The 23,059-nt window shown below is 46.9% G+C and carries 19 protein-coding genes and 1 tRNA gene; 7 read left to right on the plus strand and 13 right to left on the minus strand.

Going from position 1 to position 23,059, the window contains the following annotated elements; all coding sequences use genetic code 11:
• The first annotated feature begins 183 nt into the window (after positions 1 to 183).
• Positions 184 to 648, plus strand: a complete 465-nt coding sequence (locus PN498_RS18910) for an orange carotenoid protein N-terminal domain-containing protein (RefSeq protein ID WP_272064761.1) — start codon at positions 184 to 186, stop codon at positions 646 to 648.
• Between the two features lie 109 nt (positions 649 to 757).
• On the opposite strand, the gene PN498_RS18915 is transcribed toward PN498_RS18910, so the two are convergent.
• The gene (locus PN498_RS18915; RefSeq protein ID WP_272064763.1) at positions 758 to 1,480 is read right to left on the minus strand and encodes a rhomboid family intramembrane serine protease; all 723 of its coding nucleotides are present in this window, start codon (positions 1,478 to 1,480) and stop codon (positions 758 to 760) included.
• A 370-nt stretch (positions 1,481 to 1,850) separates the two neighbouring features.
• Between PN498_RS18915 and PN498_RS18920 the strand changes: the two genes are divergently transcribed.
• A complete protein-coding gene (locus PN498_RS18920; RefSeq protein ID WP_272064765.1) occupies positions 1,851 to 4,913 on the plus strand; it encodes a PAS domain-containing protein in 3,063 nt (1,020 codons plus the stop codon).
• Positions 4,914 to 5,099: 186 nt separating this feature from the next.
• On the plus strand, positions 5,100 to 5,534 hold the full coding sequence (locus tag PN498_RS18925; RefSeq protein WP_272064767.1) for a hypothetical protein: 435 nt from the start codon (positions 5,100 to 5,102) through the stop codon (positions 5,532 to 5,534).
• Between the two features lie 47 nt (positions 5,535 to 5,581).
• Here PN498_RS18925 and PN498_RS18930 read toward each other — a convergent pair whose 3' ends face one another.
• Positions 5,582 to 6,661: a hypothetical protein gene (locus PN498_RS18930; protein ID WP_272064769.1), complete on the minus strand. Its 1,080-nt coding sequence runs from the start codon at positions 6,659 to 6,661 to the stop codon at positions 5,582 to 5,584.
• 943 nt (positions 6,662 to 7,604) lie between these two features.
• On the opposite strand from PN498_RS18930, the gene PN498_RS18935 reads away from it, so the two are divergent.
• Positions 7,605 to 8,297: a hypothetical protein gene (locus PN498_RS18935; protein ID WP_272064771.1), complete on the plus strand. Its 693-nt coding sequence runs from the start codon at positions 7,605 to 7,607 to the stop codon at positions 8,295 to 8,297.
• A gap of 129 nt (positions 8,298 to 8,426) precedes the next feature.
• Here PN498_RS18935 and murD read toward each other — a convergent pair whose 3' ends face one another.
• The 4 genes from murD to PN498_RS18955 all read right to left on the minus strand — a co-directional run bounded on the left by murD (position 8,427) and on the right by PN498_RS18955 (position 14,898).
• Positions 8,427 to 9,788 (minus strand): UDP-N-acetylmuramoyl-L-alanine--D-glutamate ligase, encoded by a 1,362-nt coding sequence (murD, locus tag PN498_RS18940; protein WP_272064773.1) that lies wholly within the window; start codon positions 9,786 to 9,788, stop codon positions 8,427 to 8,429.
• A gap of 204 nt (positions 9,789 to 9,992) precedes the next feature.
• Positions 9,993 to 12,149 carry a glycine--tRNA ligase subunit beta gene (gene glyS / locus PN498_RS18945; protein ID WP_272064775.1) on the minus strand — a complete coding sequence of 719 codons (2,157 nt, stop codon included), beginning with the start codon at positions 12,147 to 12,149 and terminating at the stop codon, positions 9,993 to 9,995.
• 220 nt (positions 12,150 to 12,369) lie between these two features.
• Positions 12,370 to 13,635: an adenylate/guanylate cyclase domain-containing protein gene (locus PN498_RS18950; RefSeq protein WP_272064777.1), complete on the minus strand. Its 1,266-nt coding sequence runs from the start codon at positions 13,633 to 13,635 to the stop codon at positions 12,370 to 12,372.
• A gap of 462 nt (positions 13,636 to 14,097) precedes the next feature.
• Entirely contained in the window at positions 14,098 to 14,898 is an 801-nt protein-coding gene (locus PN498_RS18955) for a DUF1350 family protein (RefSeq protein WP_272064778.1), read from the minus strand.
• Positions 14,899 to 15,128: 230 nt separating this feature from the next.
• On the opposite strand from PN498_RS18955, the gene PN498_RS18960 reads away from it, so the two are divergent.
• A tRNA-Val gene (locus PN498_RS18960) sits at positions 15,129 to 15,202 on the plus strand.
• 254 nt (positions 15,203 to 15,456) lie between these two features.
• On the opposite strand, the gene PN498_RS18965 is transcribed toward PN498_RS18960, so the two are convergent.
• The 6 genes from PN498_RS18965 to xseB all read right to left on the minus strand — a co-directional run bounded on the left by PN498_RS18965 (position 15,457) and on the right by xseB (position 19,517).
• Positions 15,457 to 15,654 carry a hypothetical protein gene (locus tag PN498_RS18965; protein ID WP_272064780.1) on the minus strand — a complete coding sequence of 66 codons (198 nt, stop codon included), beginning with the start codon at positions 15,652 to 15,654 and terminating at the stop codon, positions 15,457 to 15,459.
• Positions 15,655 to 15,773: 119 nt separating this feature from the next.
• On the minus strand, positions 15,774 to 15,998 hold the full coding sequence (locus tag PN498_RS18970) for a DUF433 domain-containing protein (protein ID WP_272064782.1): 225 nt from the start codon (positions 15,996 to 15,998) through the stop codon (positions 15,774 to 15,776).
• A 200-nt stretch (positions 15,999 to 16,198) separates the two neighbouring features.
• Complete coding sequence (locus tag PN498_RS18975) at positions 16,199 to 16,447, minus strand: hypothetical protein (protein ID WP_272064784.1); 249 nt, start codon at positions 16,445 to 16,447, stop codon at positions 16,199 to 16,201.
• A gap of 671 nt (positions 16,448 to 17,118) precedes the next feature.
• The gene (locus PN498_RS18980) at positions 17,119 to 17,952 is read right to left on the minus strand and encodes a GDSL-type esterase/lipase family protein (RefSeq protein ID WP_272064786.1); all 834 of its coding nucleotides are present in this window, start codon (positions 17,950 to 17,952) and stop codon (positions 17,119 to 17,121) included.
• Between the two features lie 111 nt (positions 17,953 to 18,063).
• Entirely contained in the window at positions 18,064 to 19,155 is a 1,092-nt protein-coding gene (ychF, locus tag PN498_RS18985) for a redox-regulated ATPase YchF (RefSeq protein WP_272064788.1), read from the minus strand.
• A 143-nt stretch (positions 19,156 to 19,298) separates the two neighbouring features.
• Entirely contained in the window at positions 19,299 to 19,517 is a 219-nt protein-coding gene (gene xseB / locus PN498_RS18990) for an exodeoxyribonuclease VII small subunit (RefSeq protein ID WP_272064790.1), read from the minus strand.
• 82 nt (positions 19,518 to 19,599) lie between these two features.
• On the opposite strand from xseB, the gene PN498_RS18995 reads away from it, so the two are divergent.
• Entirely contained in the window at positions 19,600 to 20,493 is an 894-nt protein-coding gene (locus PN498_RS18995; RefSeq protein WP_272064792.1) for an Rpn family recombination-promoting nuclease/putative transposase, read from the plus strand.
• A gap of 14 nt (positions 20,494 to 20,507) precedes the next feature.
• Here PN498_RS18995 and xseA read toward each other — a convergent pair whose 3' ends face one another.
• Entirely contained in the window at positions 20,508 to 21,740 is a 1,233-nt protein-coding gene (gene xseA / locus PN498_RS19000) for an exodeoxyribonuclease VII large subunit (RefSeq protein ID WP_272064793.1), read from the minus strand.
• A 226-nt stretch (positions 21,741 to 21,966) separates the two neighbouring features.
• On the opposite strand from xseA, the gene recA reads away from it, so the two are divergent.
• Complete coding sequence (gene recA / locus PN498_RS19005; RefSeq protein ID WP_272064794.1) at positions 21,967 to 23,034, plus strand: recombinase RecA; 1,068 nt, start codon at positions 21,967 to 21,969, stop codon at positions 23,032 to 23,034.
• Positions 23,035 to 23,059: the final 25 nt, after the last annotated feature.

A 23,059-nucleotide genomic window follows, 5' to 3' on the forward strand; every position in this document is an offset into this window, starting at 1 on the left:
GGCAATTGCTGGGTTCTTGGAGCGATCGCATAAGTGATTCGCTTTGAAGATCGCCTATGCCCAATTGCATAGGGGCAAGTTTTGGCGAGCCTTATGTGATCGGTTGTTCCTCACAGAGTACGGGGAATATTACGTCAGTATCTCCTCCCACAGCCCGACACTTTAAGAAATTCGGGGATAGTCATGGCAGTAACTAATTTAAAATCCAATCTTGACAACACGACAGTTAAATTCCGGCAATCGAGTGCGCGCACACAGCTAGTAATCCTTTACTACCTGGCGCAAAAGCTTCATAGGGCCTCTAAAGTAGCCACGCCGAGCGCTTTATTTTCGCAAAAGGTCCATGGAGTTCTTAAGCAGATTCAGCAACTTTCCTGCGAAGATCGGTATGTTGTGCTGGAGGAAATTTTGAGAGGAAGTCCGACCCGTCTGACGGAAGCTTATGACGAGTTGGATACGAATATGAGAATTGCTTTTTGGTATCGCCTTGCTAATAATCGTAAGGGCAATCTCTTGCCATCGATGCCCTATGGACAAAACTTGAATCTCGATCAAGAAGCACTACTCTCGGAACTGGATAGCCGCGATTCAAATGAATTAGTGACTTTCCTAAGAGAAGCGGTTGAGGCAGAGACAATGACGGCCTAACACCGTCGCTATCGAGAAGGAAGTTTGATACATGCCCCTTGACTTCCTTCTCTGTAATCATTGCTAGGTGGTTTATCGTTTTGCCTTAATAAGATTGGCACCGGCTATATTACGCTTTCATCGAAAATTCTTCTCGCTTACTTTCAAACAGTCCTAGTAGAGGTCCTGCAATCGCACCAAAGACGAACCCTCCAGCATGTGCCCAGTAAGCAATACCACCTTCCGCCATTCCAATGTTGGCAGGAACGTTGAGGCTAGCGACACCATAGGCCGCCTGCTGTAAAAACCAAATACCTAGATAGAACATAGCTGGAATTCTAATGGGAAAGAAGAAAAATCCAAGGGGAACTATAGTGAGAATTCGTACATCAGGAAAGCGGAAAACATAAGCGCCCATGACACCTGCGATCGCTCCACTAGCTCCCAAAGAGGGAATTTCTGAGGACATGCCAAAATACCATTGCGTCATTGTTGCTAGCGTGCCGCAAATAAGGTAGAAAAGCAGGAATCGGATATGCCCTAATTCTTCTTCGACGTTATTACCAAAAACCCACAAATACAGCATGTTGCCAGCGATATGTAAAAAACCGGCGTGAATGAACTGTGCTGAAATCAATGTGAACCATTCATGCACTGTAGAGAGCGTGATGCTTTTCCAGTGCAAACTGCCCGTTAACTGCTCGGGCACAACTGCCCAAGACTGAAAAAAATCCATCAAGTCTGGAGGCAAGAGCGTTAACTCATATAGAAAAACCAGCACGTTGATCGCAATCAATCCGTAAGTGACATACGGTGTAATCTTGATGGGGTTATCGTCTTTAAGAGGTACCACGCTGAACGCTATTGATTGACAACTTGGGTCAACTTACCAAATGGGTCTTCAAGCGAACAGTGTCCTTGGATAGATTAGAGAACGATTCATCCATAGGTTTTGCTCCATTCCGCCTTAAGAATGTCACTCTTAGGGAATCCTTAAGAGTCTTCTGAAAGCCGCATTATTAAGCTTGTTTCTCTCGCTATGACTTTATTCTTGATACCTTCTAAAGGTCCTCAAGATTATTTTCAGTGGCATCATATTGCTCAAGTTCAGTTTTTCTCTTGTAACCGGGAAATATATAGGTATTAGAGAAATTGAAGTCGTTAGGATGATGGAGGTAACAGGATAAAGAGGCTATTGAATCAACCTTTGGGTGCTTTTGGTAATGGGAATTCCGCTGCGATCGCTCCTGACAATTCCATTTCTCTTGCAGTTTATCAGCATCACTTCTTTAGCAGGCTTTCTCTCACACTGGAGCGGACAGCAGACTATCAGAGAAGTTGCTGATCAGCTAACAGAAGAAGCAGGAAATCACGTTGTTTATGAGCTTGGTACGCATCTTCAAGCTGTACGAGATATTAACGTTTCTCATGCCGCAGCGATACAGTCTGGATTGATCACCTCCGACAATCTTGATCAGCTACATCATTATCTTGCTCTGCAGCTCTTTAAAAACAGAACTATATCGGCTCTCATTTTTGGAACAGCCCAAGGTGATTCTAGAGCAGTTTATCGAACTGACGAGACTATTGAGATTACCAAAACTATTGCTCCAAATGAAGTGATATTCAGAGCTAGCATTGCAGATCAAAATAGACCTTTGGAAAGACGGATCTATAGCATCAACAATGAAGGAGATGTTGATGCGTATCTTGAAACCACAGAAGCTATTGATGTTCGCAGCCAACCTTGGTACCAAAATGCTGTCAGCAAAGGTCAGATTGGATGGAGCGATTCGTTTCAAATCGCTGGTACAAATCATTCAGGCATTAGTGCATACACTCCGATCTATGATCAGGATCGCCGGCTAGAAGGCGTCTTTTCTGTCAGTATTAGCTTTTGTAAATTCAATGAACTGCTAAAACGGACAAGAGTCAGCAAGAACGGAAGAATAGTTGTATTTGAGCAAACGGGTTTGAAGATTGCTGATTCCAGTGATAAAGCTGTCTATCGTGACGAGCAGGCTTATCTTACTGAACAGTTATCTAGCCATTACACTGTGCAAAGTTCTGACCCGGTTTTAGACATAACTGCTCAGTATCTACAACAAATATCGAACGGCAACGATAGTATTTCATCGGGTTATGAATCAACTATCCGGGTTCAAAAAGAGCTGTATTTTCTAAAAATTTTTCCTTATCAAGACCCATCGGGTTTGGATTTGCAGATTGCTGTCCTATTGCCCCAATCAGATTTTGCTGGTCAGATTTACGCGGATGTACGCCGCTTGATAATCTTCTATGAAATAGCATTAGTGAGCTCTTTTGCCTCAATTACTCTAGTTGCCCGCCGCATTACCCAACCTTTAAGGCGTCTTATTTCAGCAGCTCATGCCTATGCGGCTGGAGGAATTCCTCAACCTTTGCGGCCTATTGCTATTCAAGAAATTGAGTCTCTACGACTGGCTTTTGAAAAAATGATGGTCGATTTAGATGCTCAAAGGCAAGAAATTGATGTCTTTCGCACCCAATATGAACAATCGCTAGAGCACCAAATTGCTGAACGGACATCAGCATTGGTCAATACAACGCATCAGTTGCAAGCGGCCCAGCGTATTGCTCATGTTGGCAGTTGGGAATTAGATATCGCGACTCATCGCATGACCTGCTCTGAGGAGTTATTTCACGTCATTGGACGTTCTATGGAGGAAGGAGAGCTGACAGTTGATGAGATCCTGAAAGCCATTCATCCGGAGGATAGAAAGGGAGTTCGTCAGGCCGTTGTAACCGCTATTTCTGAGGGAACTGCTTATGATATGGAATTGCGAGTTCTAACGCCTGATCATCAAACGCGCTACTTGATCAATCGCGGAGAAGTCTTGTCAGATGAACGAGGACAGGCTTTAAAGTTAGTTGGAACAGCAACTGATATCAGCGATCGCAAAAAAAACGAGCTGATGCTTCAAAAGCTGTCACGAGAACTATCAGAATGGCGAGAGCGCTATGAAATTGTAATTCGCGCTGGCAAACAAACTATTTTTGAATATGATCTCTTGACTGAGCGCTACACTTGGGACTCTAACTTCCAAACCATCCTCGGCTACACTCCTAAAGAAGCTCCTCAAACATTGGTGGAGACTCAAAAACTTGTTCACCCAGACGATTTGCCACTGCTTCAAAGAATTCGCGATCGCGCTAGCACTATCTCAAAGCCCTATACAGTTGAAGTCAGATTGCAGCGGAAAGATGGGGAGTACGTTTGGGTCGAAGATTCAGGAACAATTCAGCGCAATGAACAAGGGCAACCGATCAAAATTGTTGGTTCTCTTAAAGACGTCAGCGATCAAAAAGAGGCCGAACTAGCCTTACAAGAAAGCGTGTCGATGTTGCGGCAAATAACTGAAAATCTGCCGCTATTTTTCGGCTTACGAGGCGTGGATACTAGAGACTGGCTCTACGTCAATTCCGCGTTCGAAACAATTACCGGCTATTCAACTCGACACATGTATGAAGATGCCGAGTTTTATAAAAAGCTGGTTCATCCAGAGGATTTACGACCGCTAAGAAGGAAAATGGCGGCTAGAGCAACGCATCAACCCAGAGAGCAAACGTTTCGCATCATTAAAGCTGACCGGAAAAGCATTTGGATTCGTATGGTCGAGTTTCCGGTCTACAGTCAGCAGGGAGAAGTTTCACGAGTTGCCGTGTTTGCTGAAGACATTACTCATCGCAAACAAGCAGAGCTTGAGCTCAAACTCTTGAATGCCCAACTCCAGGAATTAGCAACTACAGATAGTCTGACAAAAATCGCTAATCGTCGGCAGTTTGTTGATCGATTACAGCAAGCGTGGTTGCACCACCAGCGCGAGTGTCATTCCCTGACACTAATCATGATTGATATTGACCACTTCAAGAATTACAACGATTGCTATGGTCATCCAAAAGGAGATCAGTGTCTCTTTAAGACCGCACAACTTTTACGCAGATGTGTTCATCGTCCTGGTGACTTAGTTGCCCGCTATGGAGGGGAAGAATTCGTCATTCTGCTGTCGAATACCCAAAGAGAGGGGGCAATCGCGATCGCCCAACGCATTCAACGAGAGATGAAAAAGCTGGCTATTCCTCATCAGGCATCGCCCATATCTCCCATCGTTACTTTTAGCTTGGGAATCGCGGTTATTCGTATGCCTAATGCCATCGGGTATGAGCGGGCGATCGTCGAAGCGGACAAAATGCTGTATCAAGCTAAGCAAATTCGGAACAATTACCGCGTAGTTGAGGTCGATTAGATAGACATTCTGTTTCATCTATAACTGTAGACACGGCTTAACTGAGAAGAGGATGTGACTAAATAAAAAGGATTTCTTCCCTTGTGCCAATTTAATGTGACAGTCACCAAACTGCACTTTTCTGCCTAGAAAGATAAACTTCAACCGCTATCGTGAGATTATTCGTAGGTTCACCATAGGTCTGCTATGCTGCTTGCTCAATTCGCTACTGCTCTTGCCGCCATTCCTCTACTGATGCCAGGACCATCGGCAGTAGAGATAGCACAAAATACTGATCCCTATGCTAATTGGATCTACCTTTATCAAGACGTTTTTCAGAACAGTGCTGGTCAAGAGGTTACTCAGCAATGGTGGCTTGAACCTGATGTTCAGCGGAGTAATCTGCTCAACTTCACGCTGCTGGCTCGGCGATCGCCTGTTAGCGACAACGGCACTGCCGCCGCTGTTTTCGATTACGTGGCAGATTGTGAAGCGATGAGCTATTCCATCGAGCGTACTGAGTTTCTAGACGGCAACAATACGACTTTAGATGTGCAGACATCTCAGAAAGTTATGGAATCGGCTAACCCCGAAAGTCAGTTCTACACCGTCTTGAACGATATCTGCAACGGTATCTACTAGATGCAGGGTTTTGCTCTCTTCAAGACAACGACGTTAATCAGAGTTGATTACTGGATATTCAAGTTTTGAGCAAAATTTGAGTATTCAGAAACGAGTCCTCTGCGAAAAGTGACTGTGCTACTTTCGAAGTTGAACACTTCCTCACAACTGCTATCAGAGCGCCTTACTGTCGTAGGCGTCTGTTGTTCGATACTTAAAACTTCTGCTCGACTTGAACCTAACCCCCAGGTTGTTGATGACGATACCTCTTCGTGAAAGACCAATGGCGACATCGACACCTGTAGATTTCCAGACAGATTGTCATATCCCACAACACGATTGCCTTTTAGCTCAACAAAGCTCTCGTCATAGTGCAGAGTTACCACGTCTTTATAAGTGCTGGTGCGAGTCGGTGTTCCTTGTGCCTGAAACACAGCTTCTTGAGAAGAGCCAATAGACCACATGTCTGCTTCTGGCTGAATAGACAGCGCGATTTGGGCATCACCCAGAACGCTTAAGTTAGTGTCCGGATCGCTAAAGTTTGTGACGTAACCATTTCTGAGCTCAACAGTACTGTTGTCGTAATGAAAGATTTCCTTGCATAGCGTGTTGAATTGGCTGACACGCTCTGGCATTCCCTGAATACTGATAACCAGTTCGCGATCAGAGCCAATAGTCCAGTAAGGCTGTTTATTAAGGCTGCCAGGTGGGCGAGAGGCCACGTTACTTTTGGCATAACTTAGATTGCGTGTATACTCAACCAACTTATCTTGAGCGATCGCATAGTTTGGATTAGATGATGGAACAGATCGCATGTTATTGATGGCCTGCTGCCATAAGACTGCAACTTGGCTCCAGTCTTCTTGAAATTCCGCAGTCTGTGTTAGCTCAGCCGCGTTCATCGCGCGATTAGATCCTTTTTGAAAAGGATCCTCTTCAGATAAATTTTGATTCTGCGCTACTTCCCACCGATTTGAGAGCGGTAGTAAAGAGTAAGCACCCAAAGTCAAGCCAACGCCGATACTGAGACCCACAAGGGTCCACACCAATCGGTTGCGGACAGTCTTTCGTCGACTTTTGAGCTCAAAGGTATAAAGAGGCTGCTGAGGCGGATAACCTTCAAGTTCTGGGTGGCGTTTTCTAGGCATTTATTTTCTCTAATGGAAATAAATAAGGAGGCATATCTACAGCTTCTCTTTATAAGTATGCAAATCAATCGTCCTCTCCAACGGTGATCTAGCCGAGAAAGCCGGTCGAAGGCAGATAGAGAAGCGTTTGAGCGTCTCAGAGTGCGTTAAGACAAAACCACGGCTATTTTAGCCTCATCGAAACGTCTGATGACTGACATGCAAAGGAAATCATTACAAGTGCTTTAAAGACAATGCCAAAGTGAGTTAAGCGAAATGCTGAGTTGAAAACCTGACAAGATTGGATGATTTTTCTAGGAAAAACTTAGTCCTATTGATATTGAACATAGGCCATTACAGTGCTGTGAACGGACTCCATAAACGAAGGAACCCGTAAACATCAGCTCTGAAACTAGCGTTGGAAATCAGCCTTATCATCTTTACAAAACCTCAAGTATTCTTCATGCAATAAACTTTACTGTTTCTTTAATCTTTAATAGGTATATGCCTCAAAATTCGCCGATTTATGATAAGCGGGATAAGTTGGTCAACGGTAACAGCACACCATATCTATCCGTAAAAACGAGTAGATTCCCAAGTTCATCAAGATACTCTCCACGCCTCTTCTACTGTCAGAAAATATTACCCTGTCTAGCTGCTATGAATTTGGGGCTATGTCCGCCAGTACCTTAACGGCTCACAACATCTAAGTGTAAGCACAGGGCTTTTTGTGAATTTGGCATCACAGGAAATATACCGAATATTTTTCTTCTAGCTGGTATTATTTGATGCTAATTGATATTTTTTAGGCTATAAAGTTCCTGTGAGCCATGCATTTCCTGGACTTTGGGTTCAGTGAGCTTCAGGACAATCTTGCTTTAGCTATTAAGTGAACATGGCTCTATTTCGGGGTAAGGAATTAAGCTTTCCTCCTCTACCAAAAGCTGTGTCATTCCGTGAAAATATGCAAAAGTACTTGATCTTGTTGGGTGGAACTCTATTAACATCTCTGAATACTTTTGTTTTTTCACCCAGTGCGATCGGCGGGCACTTGCACTACCAGTTCAATGAGCAGCAGAACTGGCAGACACCAACTTCCGTTCGCCCTATGCTTGCGCATGCTCGGCTGTTGAATACAGTTACTCAGGTTGTCAGCATCACTTGGCTGAGGGAATTACCTCTGACGGCAAGTGAATTGGTTGATGAATTAGAGCAGGCTGTGATGAATAGAGAGACCTCAGCTAACAGCAGTAACTCACGCCAGCCGGAGATACTCAACGAAGATGATTTGGCGCTGTCAACATTTTCGCAGCTAGGTCTATCAGAAACGAGCGATCGCAGTTCAGCATTTTCTGTTCCTCCTCTGACGATAGATGAAAAGGATGCAGAGGTAGCTTTTCAGTCAGGTGACTTGGACGCCTTTGACCATTTGACCGACCCCCAGAACTCGCTTGCAGAATTCAGGTTAAAGCCCCTCGATCAGTCAACTTTTGAACAATTCTCTGATAGTCCATTGTCTGAGACTTCTACACCTTCAAGCACCAGCAGTATTGCCAGAGGCATTGATTCAGAAGGCTTAACAACGGAAGGTCGTACACAAGTTGCTCCAGGGGGTGGAGAGCATTGGTTAGATGATCCAACCTCTGCTTGGTGGTAACCCAGAATTAGAATTCAGCCTCTATGTCAGCGTATAGGCTTCAGTGCTCATATTATTCAGGTAGAGACAATTGTAAATTCTGGATGGTTTTCGATCAAAAGGTTTGATTCATCCTTCACCTTTTCGCATTCAGTCATAGCTCTCAGCCAATAGATTGTGGCAGAGAGAGCGAAAGTGGTCGCCTCGGGCTTCAAAGTTAGGATATTGGTCGAAGCTAGCGCAAGCGGGGGAGAGCAAAACGGTCTTGGGTTCTAGGGTTGGAACCAGCTCGACGCTACGTTTAACGGCTCGGTCTAAGGTATCAAATATCTCGTACTGACTGAAGCCCGTTTCATGCAATCGCTGAGCAAAAAACGGGGCAGCGCTGCCAATCAGCAGAACTTTGACAACTTTTTTGTGGATTACCTTCAGCCAAGCCTCATCATTGCCCTCTTTAGCTTCCCCACCGGCAATCAAGATGGTGGGTGCACTGACAGCTCCTAAGCCCACTTCAGCAGCATCATAGTTGGTCGCTTTGCTGTCGTTGATGAAGTCTACATCCTGCCAGGATCCAACCCGCTCTAATCGATGTGGAACCCCTGGAAATGAAGCAACACCCCGAGCGATCGCCTCTGCTTCAATCCCAGCTAAATGGGCTGCAGCCACTGCCAGCAAAAGATTCTGCTGATTATGATTGCCTACCATATTCAATGCGTCAGCCCTAACGATTGGCTGAGTCTCAACGGTCACCCAACCGTCTTCAATGTAGGCTAATGGAACTAGGGGGGCGATCGCACATGGTCCTTTCACGCTGGTCCAATAGGCGTTTGGAAATAACTGCGGGGCATTACCTTTCAGATAGGGATCGTCCCCATTCAAGACGACCTTTTCGGAGTGGCGCAGCAGTTTCGCCTTGATGCTGAAGTAATTTTCCAAGGTTTTATGACGTGCTAAATGATCGGGAGTGAAGGTCGTCCACAGCCCAATCCGAGGCGATAGCGTAGAGGATGCTTCAATTTGATAACTGCTGAGTTCTGCAACCACCCAATCGGGAACGGCGGACTCCAATGCAAGATCGCACGCGGCATAGCCAATGTTGCCGCAAGCTGGCGCGTTCAATCCTGCGGCTTGAAAGATTGCAGCGGTTAGAGCAGTCGTCGTCGTTTTACCATTTGTGCCAGTGATCCCGACCCATGGACGATCGCTGAGGCTACGCCACGCTAATTCAGCTTCTCCAATGACCTCAATACGCTGATCTCGGGCCTCGATTAAGGCAGGAATGTCCCAGGGAACGCCGGGACTGACCACAATCAGACTCGTTTCTCTATCCGGTGAAAAGCAGTATCCTGTTCGAACGGTAATCCCTTCGGACTCTAATTGAGGAATGACGTCACTCAATAGGGGAGCAGTGTTGCGATCGCTGAGCACCACTTTCCAACCTTCCCGTAGAAGCAGGCGAGCTGCGGCAATCCCTGACTTTCCTAGACCAATGACGTGAGCACAAGAACTCAAGAACGAAGACCTAACCCTGATTAACTTCAGACATCAAGATACCGGAAAAGGGTTTTTCTGGAAACTCTGAGACAGAGGATCGAGCTAATCCGATATTGCAGGAGCTATGAAGCAATGGTGAGTTAAAGGCGCAGAACAGTAACTTTGTTTAGAAACCAGTGAGCAATTGCCACAGCGTTGTTAGGGAGACGGGTTTCAGTTCTGTTACTCTTTGACGATTTGGCTGAAGTCAGCTAGCACTCTGGCGTGATTCCGCAGTAACCCCAAAAGATTCAGTCGATTTTGCTTAATTGCAGGATCCTTGTCCATCACTAGAACGCTCTCGGGACCATCGAAGAATCGGCTGACAACTGGAGCGGCTGCCTCTAGTCCTGTGACTAATCGTTGGTAGTCGCGATCTTGTTGAGCTGCCTTGGTTTCTGGCAATAAAGCTTGCAGAGCCTCTAGGAACGCCCGTTCAGAGTCTTGTTGAAAGCGATCGGGATCAACCACTTTTACCGGATCAAGCGTGCGGGTGTCCAAATCACCCTGCGCGGCAAGACGCGAAGCGCGATTCACTGTTTCATAGATGCGCTCAAGGATACCGTTTTGGCGAATGTGCTGTAGAAAGGTTGCGCGATCGCGGACATCTAGCAAATCCATGAGTGCCCGTTGAGCATAATCGGGATCGTTTTCACCAACTACTGCATTGACTAAATCGTAATCCACAGTCAGGTCATCTTGGAGCAAAGTCTGTATTCGCTGCAGGAAAAACTCCTGTAGCTGAGACCGCAGAGGCTCTGGACTGTCGACCGCCAGCGCTGAGTTTTCCACAAAAGCCGCGACAATTTGGTCTAGCAATGCCTGTAGATCAATTTCCATATTGGCGTCCCAAGCAACCGTGACAATCGCATTAGCAGCCCGTCTTAGAGCGAAGGGGTCTGACGAGCCAGAGGGCAACATCCCTAAACTGAAAATGCCGACTAGGGTGTCTAGCCGATCTGCCAGGCCTAAAACCTGACCTAATAGGCTCTTAGGCAGCTTGTCATTCGCTCCACGCGGCAGATAATGCTCAGATATTGCAACGGCCACCGCATCGGGTTCACCACTATGACGGGCATACTTCTCACCCATCACGCCTTGAAGTTCCGGGAATTCGCCTACCATCTGTGTGACTAAGTCAGCCTTACAGAGATAGGCAGCCCGCTGAAGCTGCTGGCTCTCTGCTTCACTGAAATTGAGCTGAGTTGCAATTAGGGCGGCGATTGCCTGAATGCGTTTCACTTTCGCTCCCATTGAGCCAAGCCGTTCTTCAAATGTGACTGCATCCAGCTTGGCGACGAAAGAGTTCAACGGAACGGCGCGATCAGCATCGAAGAAAAACTTGCCGTCTGACAGACGTGCTCGAATAACGCGACCGTTACCCTCTGCGATCAGAGTAGATTTTGATGGATCGCCGTTAGAGACAGTCACAAAGAACGGTAAGAGCTGATTGGCCTGAGTTGGGTGGAGAACAGGAAAATACCGCTGGTGACTCTCCATCTCCATGACAGCGACTTCAGACGGCAATTCTAGAAACTCAGGCTCGAACTGGCCGACAACCGCAGTTGGCCATTCCACCAAGTTAGCAACTTCACTCAGCAAATCCGCATCAATTCTGGCAGCCCCATCAACGGATTGGGCTGCCTGTTGAACTGCTTTTTGGATTTGGGTTTGGCGCTGCTCAACACTGACCTCCACAAAGGCATTGCGTAGCTTCGTCGCGTATTCGTCAGCATGGTTCAAAACAAGGGTCTCAGGGTGCAGGACTCGATGCCCTTGGGACGTGCGATCGCTCATGCATTGCTCAGAACCATTCTCTAACGTCAGTGGAATCAGCTGGTCGTCCAGAAGAGTTACCAGCCAGCGAATGGGTCGAGGAAATTTCAGGTCGCCATCGCCCCAACGCATGAATCGCTTGCCTTCCAGATTAAGGATCCACTCAGGTATCCAGTCCCGGAGTAACTCCGCTGCTGCCCGACCAGGAATTTTATGCTGGACGTAAACAAAGGCACCTTTGTCAGTTTCTCGAATTTCTAGGTCTTCAACCGTCACGTTTTTAGATCGCGCAAAGCCCTCTGCGGCTTTAGTCGGCTTACCGTCTTTGAAGGCGGCTTGGACAGGAGGACCTTTCGCCTCTTCTTCTCGATCAGGCTGTTTTTCAGGAAGCTCAAGTAATAGCAGGGCCAACCTCCGAGGGGTGCCATAATATTCAATTGCCCCTGGTGTCAGAAAAGCCTCTGCGAGTTGGGCCGGAATATGTTCGCGCCATTGCGCCAACGCTTCGCTCACGAAACTTGCAGGGAGTTCTTCGGTTCCCACTTCTAATAAAAACGTTGCCATAGCGTCAATGTCGTCTTTCTGCCGTTAGGGCCAGTGATGTCTATTAAGCGGCTAAAGTCGGCCCATCATCCCGGATCAGCCTCACCTAGTGTATCGCGATGGTGGAGATATAGCCGTTGCCAGTTCTATTGAGACAAGACGACGAGCCATCCGGCTATGTGCTCAACACCTAGGTGCTACTGGATGCACTAGCCCAAGGGGACTAAGGCTATAACTTTGCTCAATACCGCCCTACCAGATAGTAAGTTTTCATGAGCCCTTTTCCCTTAACCATGACCTGTTGAGCAGGCTCAAACTGAAAATGGGTCTGTAATCTGTTGTAGGTCGCTTCTGTGACTTGAATCTTGCCGGGTTTACCCTGAGATTCCATACGGCTGGCGACATTGACTGTATCGCCCCAAAGGTCATAGCTGAACTTTTTGATACCAATGACACCCGCGACAACCATGCCAACGTTGATGCCAATGCGGAGCTGAAGCGATTGGTTCTCCCCTCGTTCGAACGTTTGAATGAGGGTTTGCATCTCAAGGGCCATGTTAGCGATCGCTGCAGTATGGTTTTCATGATCCACAGGCACGCCACCTACAACCATGTAAGCATCACCAATGGTCTTGATCTTCTCTAGCTGATATTTATTTGCCAATTGGTCAAAGGCTGAAAAGATTTGGTTAAGCAGGTTGACCAGTTCTAGAGGGCTGCGCTGGGCTGCTAACGGTGTAAAGTCAACGATATCGGCAAACATCACAGTGGCTTCCTCAAATCGTTCTGCTAAGGAGCCTTGAAACTGCTTCAGCTGGCACACGATCGCTTCGGGCAAAATATTCAACAACAGCTGTTCCGATTTTTGCTGTTCTTGGCGAAGGGCCTGTTCAATTTGATGTCGTTCGCAAATTTCCTTTTGGAGATGAATATTGTGTTCGCGTAGATGGATGGCTTGCTGGCGAAGCGTTTTCTGCAAATTTGTGAGTAAAGATAGATTTTCTCGTCCGGGCAGTCGCTGTCGAGCATACTGCTGTATCCGCTGTTGGGTTTGCCTCAGTGACACATGTAGCTTGATGCGAGCGAATACCTCCTCTGGACAAACGGGTTTCTGGATAAAGTCCACACCGCCGACTTCAAATGCTCGTAGGCGATCGCCCTTTTCTTGTCCTTCCCCTACAAAAATGACTGGAATACGACTCGTTTGAGGCAACTGCTTCAGTTTCTGACACAGCTCAAAACTGCTTTCAATGTCGCTGTCGTGTTCTAAAGACGTTTCTAACAAAATTAGATCTATCGTATGCCTCAGTAACGGCCATGCATCCCGAGTGGAACCTACAGTGAAGACTGTGCAGCCAGACTGAGTTAAAGCTTGCACCAAGAACAGCTGAGACTGTCCCTGCGGGTCAATGAGGAGTAAATTGAGGCTCGTATCTGTTACGTGTTGAGCCGCTGATGTTGTGGCTGCTACCCAAGCATCTTCACCGGACATATGTTTAGCTTTCATCTCATTCATAGATTCAGACGATGATGCAACTTAGCGGTGCGATTTAGATGTAGGTGCAGCCAACATAGCCGGAACGGTCGAGAACGTGAATTCAAGCCTAGACAAGGGATTATGCATCCGTCTACGTTTGGCTATAGCTCAGATAGAAGCAAGAAAATAGAAGTCGGTAGAAGCGCTGGCACATTTTATAGAATCGAGAATTTCTCTGGACTGAAGTTTGTCAAAATTGACCATCCTAACAAGCCGAGAAATGTATAGGTATTGCGTATGGGGCAGGTACTTGTCAGTGTTCCCAGATGTGGTCTGCCACTGAAGATTAGATGTGTCCACAAGGCTAAGAATCTTTGACAGCTCACCTGGACCAAAACCAACGCAACTTATGCAAATGTGCTATGTGGCTGCTTTGGCTAGCGTAAGGCACTACCTGGGGGGATTCTGCATAACTCCCAACTATTAGCTTCGCTATCTACGCGGCTGCGATCGCTGAGCTGCAAGAGGGTTTAGCCACATCAAAATAATGTCTTGGAGCTGTCTGAGGTCGCGGGTAAACTCCTGTTTGACAAATTGACCGATTGCGTCGAAGGCGCTGAAATTAGTTCCAGGCTGCCAAGGAATGTCTTGTGCCATTGGCGTTGTGTGAGTTCCCGGCAAAATTTGTACGCTGGTCAACTTAGGGAAGTGCCGCATGAGTACGTCATGGAGAGGACGTGTTTGATCAATATCGTCTTTGCGAAACTTGACCAATAGGTTGCGCTCCACCGGATAGTAACGATCAATCAGGTCAAATGTCTCTTCGGGTGATGGTACAAATTCCATTCTGTTCATAGAGGCCAAAGTTGGAGAAACCGCCATGACTTGCTCTAGGAAAGGAATAGACCGCCGTGCAGAGTAGTTATTGAAAGCCATAAAAATATTGCCCTGCCGCTCAACCTCATACAGGCTATTGATGAGCAAATGGACTTTGCAGCCCATGCTGTGACCAAGCCCATAAATCGGTAGGCGCTTGAGCGTTACTCTACTTTCCAAGTAGTAGAGTGCTTGATCGAGAGCAACGAGCACCTCTTGAGCGATCGCCCGATGGTCAAACGTATTGATAAAAGGAGTTGCAATGATGAGATAGCCTCGTTTACCAAGCGCCTCTAGCAAAGGCTTATAGGTAATGTTCGGAGCGGCTGCTACAAATGCGCCACCTAAAAAGTGAATGATTGCTGTCGGCTGAGGTGGAATCCATAACCAGTTACCCGACACCTCACGCCATTCCATCGCACTTTCTCCCAACCAACCTCTTTTCTAGTGTTACTCAAAATTCGAAACTCTGTCGGAACGAGGAGGACGTTTCTCCACACAACATCCGTACCCCGCTCATAGTTACAGTCCGAAACCTGGCTTTCCCCACACTTCCTAAAATCCAGTGATATGGATGAAGGAGTTGACTGGAGCAGCGATCGTTATTGCAACAAGTCGGTTGGCCATGATAGCCTATGTGTCTACAAGGACGTATAGCTCAGTTGGTTAGAGCACCACGTTGACATCGTGGGGGTCACTGGTTCGAGTCCAGTTACGTCCATTTCCTGAAATATAAAGGTTTCAGCAATCCTGAAATTTTGGTTTAGCAAGCAGTTTTGGTCCAAAGAGCATATCTGCTTACCGACTTTTTCCCAAATCCAAAGGTTTTCAGGGGTCTTTGGGGCAATATTTCGGGCAACAACGGTTCGAGGATTTGCCATTCGGCATCGGTCAGACTACTGGAATAAGCCATTAATATCTAGCTGTGGACACACCTCTGGTTTTCCGCATCAATTGAAAGGTCTCAAATGAGCTCTATATCGGGATTTCCTGATAATCACTGGGTTGAATCGCATCAGCAGCTGCTTGAATGTGACTGGTCTGCTGCCTGATGCGAGGCCATGACGTAGACATCAAAACGATAATGGCAATTTGGCGCATGGCTAAATTTTGCTGGTAACGCAGATTGCGATCAGTTGTGATCAAAGGCTCATAACCCTCTTGCTCAGCCATTGTTAACAAATCACCGTTCGACAGTTCTGACCAACTGCACTCATAAGCAGTATCGATTGTGTGCCCTGATCAGTAACGACGCAGTGGTACGGGTGTGCCTCGATCGAACAAAATCTTCATTAACTAGCGGCTTGCTCTAATGCTGCTAGTTCGTAATCCAAAAGCGCTTCTACTTGCGATCGCGTTACCCCTGGAAACCATTCCAGAAATTGGTCAACTGAAGCTCCATCCTTGAGATTTTCAAAGAAAGCAGATACCGGAACGCGCGTCCCCTTAAAGACCCATGCACCACTCACCTTGTTGGGGTGGCGTTCTAACATATCCAAAGCTTTAGAATTTTCCATTAACTTCCCCTTTTTGAATCTCTATCGCTCCCTACTTCCCCAAACTTAGAATTGAACATCAGTGAGTGTCCCTGCTAGCGAAATAAAACGGTTGCCTGAGCCTTACGGAGCATGAAGCGATCAGTCTCTTTTCTCAGAGTGCTAGCTCGGCTTTGTCGATCTCTATTAGGCTCGCATTTTGATCGCGTTCTAGAAGCTCGTCATAGCGTTCTAACTCGGCTTCTGTTTTTTGCACTCCGGGCAATTTGCCGCAATGCCCCATCAACCACATGGGCCAATACCGCTAAATTTGGTTGGAATTCTGGTGGTGCACCATCCCAAGCAGGAGGGCTGCCAACCTGAAGCACCCGCAGGATGATTTCGTTGAGGGGCTTCTGAGTGATCTCGGCAGTGTTGAGTAGCCGTATATGGATGTGCTCTGGAATTTCAAAGGTAATCGTGGCTGCCATAAGGAGTCTTGTTTTAACTCAAGCAGTGAGCCTGACAACACAGCATTTTCTAGGCTTCGTTGCTGAAGGTTCTAGAGAAATACCTTCGTGCGTTGTTGCTTAATCATAAGGTAAATAGCTCAAAGACCGTTTGAGTGCAAATTGGCTTCGATTAGCCGTGAAGATTTTCAACAACGCTATCAGAAGTCTGTACATCGCCCCTGTTCTGAGGACTGAGCAACCTACAGACCTAAAACTTATACCGTGAAGGTTTTTTGGCAACCTGTAGGACTTCCGAGAAATTTGCAGGACGGCGTGTCGACTTCAAATCTATGTGGTGATGAACTTCTAGGAATGTGTAGGTTCTTTCGTACACTCAGGAAAGCTACGACTTTAAGGCGAATTTTTACAGTGCTAAAACGGCTGCGGAATGGGTGCGCCGCAAAATTTTGGATTGACAGAAATCTGGATCTATGGACGCTTCAGGTGCCTAGATATTCACGTTGACATCGTGGAGGGTCACAAGTTCGAGTCTAGGTACGTCCTTTGTACGTAGAGTCAAGAATCAGAATGCGTTTCTTTCTTGCTTAGATTAGGGAGTGGGATTCTTAATTGTCCAACTGTGTTGGCTACAGTTACTTCTCAAAGCTCTACTCAAGAAAACACCTTGGTTAATCCATTCACTCATCGTCCTATTCTTCAAATTCAGAGGCTAACAACAGCGCGATCGCAGTACGCCAGACCAGATAGCCTCGCTCGTTGAGGTGTACACCGTCGGTGGTTAGGTCAGGACGGAGAGCACCTTCACCATTGGCGAACAGGGGGTATAGATCGAGGTAATGGACGTTTTGTTCCGCCGCAACCTTTTCCAGGGCTACATTCACAGCCTGAATGCGATTATTGGGAAGCTGTAAGAGGCGATCGCGCCCTTCCCAAGTGGCATTTTCAGCGCCGTGGGGCAGGATAGACTGCACCACAATATCGGCATTGGGATGTCGTTTCTTCAAATAGCGAACTGTTTCCTGGATATTCTGAGTCACTTGACTTTCAGGCTTGCCAGCAATCAAGTCGTTGATGCCAATCATCAGAAAGATGCTTTCAATATTGGAGTCATCAAGCGAGTCCAATCGTCTGAGCAGCATGTTGGACTGCTCGCCGGATATTGCCTGATTAATCCAAGTACGACGACCTGGTAAGAGATTGTTTGGAAACCAAAGGCTAATGGAATCACCTAGCAGAACTGTCAACCGAGGCGCGTTTCGAGTTGCTCTGGCCTCTTCTTGCAGAAGTGTGACCCACTGTTGGTAATCGAGGTAGTGGCGATCGCCCAACTCAGGAACAAAACCGACAGCTGATCCTGCTGAGGAAACTGAAGCATTCGCTTGAGGTAAAACGGAGTTGCTTTGCTCAGAAGAGGATGAGTTATCGCGCAGGCTAAACACAACCGCCACAAACAGCAAGCCGTTCATCGCTAGCGACAGCAGCATCCAATTGGGAACCTTTCGTAACCGTTCCAGCACTGTCATGAAAAGGAAAACATGCAGAATGGGTCAAATTGTATCAAGGTGTTCCAGACAGCGCTGTAGTTATCGATCAATCCTATGCATAAATCGACTGCTATATCATCTGGAAGCTTTCTACACATTGAAGCGAAAGAGCATAACATCTCCTTCGCTGACTACGTAATCTTTACCTTCACTTCGCACTAGCCCCTTCTCTTTCGCGTTGTTCATGGATCCAAGTTCGACTAGATCTTTGTAAGCAACGGTCTCAGCCCGGATGAAACCCCGTTCAAAATCGCTGTGGATAACGCCTGCCGCTTGAGGGGCTACCATGCCAGTGGTAATCGTCCAGGCACGGGTTTCCTTGGGGCCTGTTGTGAAATAAGTGCGTAGTCCCAGGAGATCATAGGTGGCGCGAATTAGGGATTGTAAACCGCCTTCTTCAACACCCAGAGACTCCAAAAAATCAATCCGCTCCTCTTCAGAGAGTTCAATGAGTTCAGATTCCACCTGAGCCGATATGATGACAACCTCAGCTCCTTCTGTAGCCGCGATCGCTCTCACTTTATCTACGTAGTCATTCCCATTGGCTAAGTCATCTTCGTTGACGTTGGCCGCATAAATGACAGGCTTGCGAGTCAATAGCCCTAGTGGTTTGATAAGGAGTTCTTCCTCGGTAGATAATTCCACTGTCCGAGCTGTTTTCCCTTCATTCAGTACAGGCAAAAGTTTTTCTAAAACATCAACTTCAGCCTGGATATCTTTTTCTTTCTTAGCCTGTTTACGTGCCCGTTCCAGCCGTTTCTCGACCTGAGCTAGATCCGACAGCGTGAGTTCAAGATTGATGATTTCAGCATCTCGTGCGGGATTGATAGAGCCAGAGACGTGTATGATGTCGTCGTTTTCAAAACAGCGCACCACGTGAACGATCGCATCAACCTCTCGAATATTGGCTAGGAACTGGTTACCCAAACCTTCACCTTTACTGGCGCCCTGCACTAAACCTGCAATATCGACAAATTCAACACGTGCTGGGATCACTTCTTTGGAGTCTGAAATTTCAGCTAAAACATTCAATCGGGGATCTGGTACCGCTACAACACCTACATTTGGCTCGATAGTACAGAATGGGAAATTGGCTGCCTGTGCCTTGGCATTGGCAACAACAGCATTGAAGAGCGTTGATTTTCCAACATTAGGGAGTCCAACAATTCCAGCTCTGAGCATAGCGATCGCGTCATCAGCATCAATAGACCTTTACCAGCATAGTGGATGTCGTGAAGGGAGACGCCCGACCAGAACCATACAGATATAGCTGTAGGGGCTGTTTGAACGGTTTTAGGAAGATTTTGGAAATAAACAATTGACTGTCAACAGTCTTCCAAGGTTTCAATGAGGAGGTCTGCTTGTTTTTGACATGTCTGCAGAAAGTCTTCGCACTGGCGTATTTGTTGTACAGCGTTTTCAAATTCATTTAGCACAGCTGACAAGGGTAAGTCTCCTTGTTCCAATCGTGTTACTGTAGCTTCGATTTTCTCAATGGTTTCCTCATAGGACCAATCTTGAAATGTTTTAGTTGATCGGGTCATCAGGGTTAAAGCTCTTTTTGAAGGGCGGAATGGGACAACTAGTTTTTAGAAATGAGGGTTCATATCACTATAGTGCGAAGCCATGTTTGACGCAGTTTGTAAGATTCTAGTGGAAACATTCTCAGCCGATTTTGCAAATTGGCTGCTGGGCGAAGTGGTTAATCTCACAGAACTTAGTCCTTCAGAACTGCTGCTAGAACCCATTCGAGCAGATGTCGTGCTGCTGCAGTCAGAACGTCAAATTCTGCATCTTGAATTTCAAACTCAACCCGATGCCACCATGCCCTTCCGGATGTTGGACTACTGGGTGCGCTTACATCGTCGTCTACCGGAGCGAGACATTCGTCAAACCGTTATTTATTTGCTGCCAACTCAATCATCTCTGGTTTATCAGACTCAATTTGAGTTAGCTAGCACTCATCACACCTTTGAGGTAATTCGTATTTGGGAACAACCTGCTGAGATATTTTTAGCAGCGCCAGGATTATTACCTCTTGCCACACTCAGTTCCACAGAGGATCGTGAACGTATATTACGGCAAGTTGCTGAGCAAATTGAGCAGATCGGCGATCGCCGCACTCAAAGTAACTTATCGGCATCAGCAGCGATTCTTGCAGGATTAGTATTAGAGAAGGGACTCATTCAGCAAATTTTGAGGAGAGAACTGATGCGAGAATCTGTGATTTACCAAGACATCAGAGCTGAAGCTATGCAGGAAGGGCGACAAGAAGGGCGACAAGAAGGGCGACAAGAAGGGCGACAAGAAGGGCTGCAAGAAGGGCGACAAGAAGGAGAAACCTCAATCGTTCTACGCCAGTTGAATCGGCGCTTGGGAACCCTGCCTATGACTGTAGTCAAGCAGATAGAAAACTTATCACTCGAACAGATTGAGTCTCTAGCGGAAGCTTTACTGGACTTTAACGAAGAACTCCAATTGGTTCAGTGGCTGGAGACTCTCCAACAAACAAATGCCTAATGAGAGAAACATTGTTACTCCTCAACAGTTTTTACTTTCGCGATTATTGCTCCCTCCGCCAGCCGGATGTGAAGGTTGTCTCCGACGCTCACCTGCTGATTAGAGTTGATGACGCGATCGCCCTCTGCTCGCACGACGGCATAGCCTCTTCTCAACACAGATTCTGGATCGAGGGTTTTCAGCGTTTGTGATAGATAACGGCAATGCTGCTGAGCAGTCTGTAATCGATGTTGTAGGATTTGCCGGATTTGCTGTTTTTGCCAAACTAAGCTTTGTTGTTCCTGACGTATTTTTTGATTTAAATAAAGTTGTTCCAGCCGATGACGCAAGCTGGCACCGAACTGATGATGGACCTCCAAAGTTGACTGCAAGGTCGCTTTAAGTGCTTGCTTACGGATCTCTAGATCGTCCAAGAGATCTTCAATGTGAGGGACTACAGATTCAGCAGCAGCCGTTGGTGTGTGAGCACAAAAGTCTGCCGCCAAATCTGCCAAGGTTTCATCGCGCTCATGACCAATGCCGGTAACAACGGGAATAGGGCTGGTCGAAACGGCTCGAACAACTTGTTCAGTATCAAAGGCCTCCAAGTCTTCCCTTGCGCCTCCTCCTCTTGCCAAAATGAGGGCATCTGCCCGCGCATCCTTAGCGACTCGATTGAGGGCGATCGCGATTGAAGCAGGTGCCTGATCACCCTGAACAACTGCGGGAGATAACAGCACCTTTAGTCCAGGCTGCCGCTGTCGCAAAGTTCGTTGGATATCTCCCCAGGCGGCAGCTTGAGCGGAAGTGACTACGGCAATTACCTGAGGATAGGCGGGTAAAGATCGCTTGATGTCGTTCTCAAAGAGACCTTCAGCTGCGAGACGCTGATAGAGTTGCTGGCGTCTCAGCGCTTGAATTCCAGCTCCAGCAGGAATGAGCTGTAAGGTGTTCAGCTGATATTGTCCCCGTGCTGTATACACCCGAACTTGGCCTAGGAGAAACACCTGTTCGCCTGCGATAGGAGGACTGGCTAGCTTAGACCGCTGCGATCGCCAAACCACAGCTTGAATCGAGACATTACTCTCTGTGTCCTGAAGTGTAAAAAAGATATGTCCATTGCGCTCATTAGCACTGGAAACTTCTCCCATCACCCAAACTCTGTAAAGCTGGGGATCTTGCTCCAGTAGCTCTTGAATATAGTCGGTAACCCCAGCAACGCTCAATGCGTGTTCAGGAACCTCGATACGGATATGTGACTGAATCATAGAGGGCAAGATGAGTAGAACTGAAGGTGATTTCAAGCTTCACATGACTCGTCTTTAACCCAGGCTTGAAAAGGTTAGAGACTTATTAAATACGCTTAGAATTTAGTACATCTGTATGTATGATAGAGAAGAAAAAATTTCAGATTTGTCGTTAGACTAAACTTTGGCTTTGTTGCAGTATCATCGCTGCAAACCATTATTGGCACTCGGCGACCTAAGGGACAGTATGGCTAAGACTACCACCGGTAACCCCGACAAGGAAAAAGCGTTGAGCATGGTGCTCAACCAGATTGAGCGCAACTTTGGGAAAGGCTCCATCATGAAGCTGGGGGATGCCAGCCGAATGAAGGTAGCAACCGTTCCCACCGGAGCATTGACGTTGGATATGGCTCTAGGTGGTGGACTGCCAAAAGGACGTGTAATTGAAATTTATGGCCCAGAGAGTTCAGGTAAGACAACCTTAGCCCTTCACGCGCTCGCTGAAGTTCAGAAACAGGGGGGGATAGCTGCGTTCGTGGATGCAGAGCACGCGCTTGATCCCGAATATTCTCAAGTGTTGGGCGTCAACATTGAAGATTTGCTTATTTCTCAGCCCGATACTGGAGAGGCCGCGTTAGAAATCGTTGACCAGTTGGTGCGATCATCTGCAATTGACCTGGTGGTGGTGGACTCAGTTGCAGCTTTGGTTCCTCGGGCAGAAATTGAAGGTGAGATGGGTGACTCTCACGTTGGTTTGCAAGCGCGCCTGATGAGTCAAGCTTTGCGAAAGATTACGGGTAATATTGGTAAATCGGGCTGTACGGTCATCTTTCTCAATCAATTGCGATCAAAAATTGGTGTTATGTATGGCAACCCGGAGACAACGACGGGAGGTAATGCTCTCAAGTTCTATTCCTCTGTGCGCTTAGATATTCGCAGAATTCAAACCTTAAAGAAGGGAAGCGAAGAGTATGGCATCCGGGCCAAGGTTAAGGTGGCTAAAAACAAAGTAGCTCCACCCTTCCGCATTGCAGAGTTCGATATCATCTTTGGCCGTGGCATCTCAAGTCTGGGCTGTATTGTGGATTTGGCGGAGCAAAACGATATCATCGTTCGCAAGGGAGCCTGGTATAGCTACAACGGTGAAAACATTAGCCAAGGCCGCGACAACGCAATCAAACTGCTTGAAGAGAAGCCTGAATTGGCTTTGGAAATTGAGAATAAAGTTAAGCAAAAGCTCAATATTGGTGGTGCTGGCGAACTGAATGGCAAGGCTGATGATGATCTTGATGATATGCCTGATGATGACGATTAAAGACATCATCTGAAGGCTGCCAAGG

The organism is Oscillatoria sp. CS-180 (assembly GCF_028330965.1).
GTDB lineage: Bacteria > Cyanobacteriota > Cyanobacteriia > Phormidesmidales > Phormidesmidaceae > Halomicronema.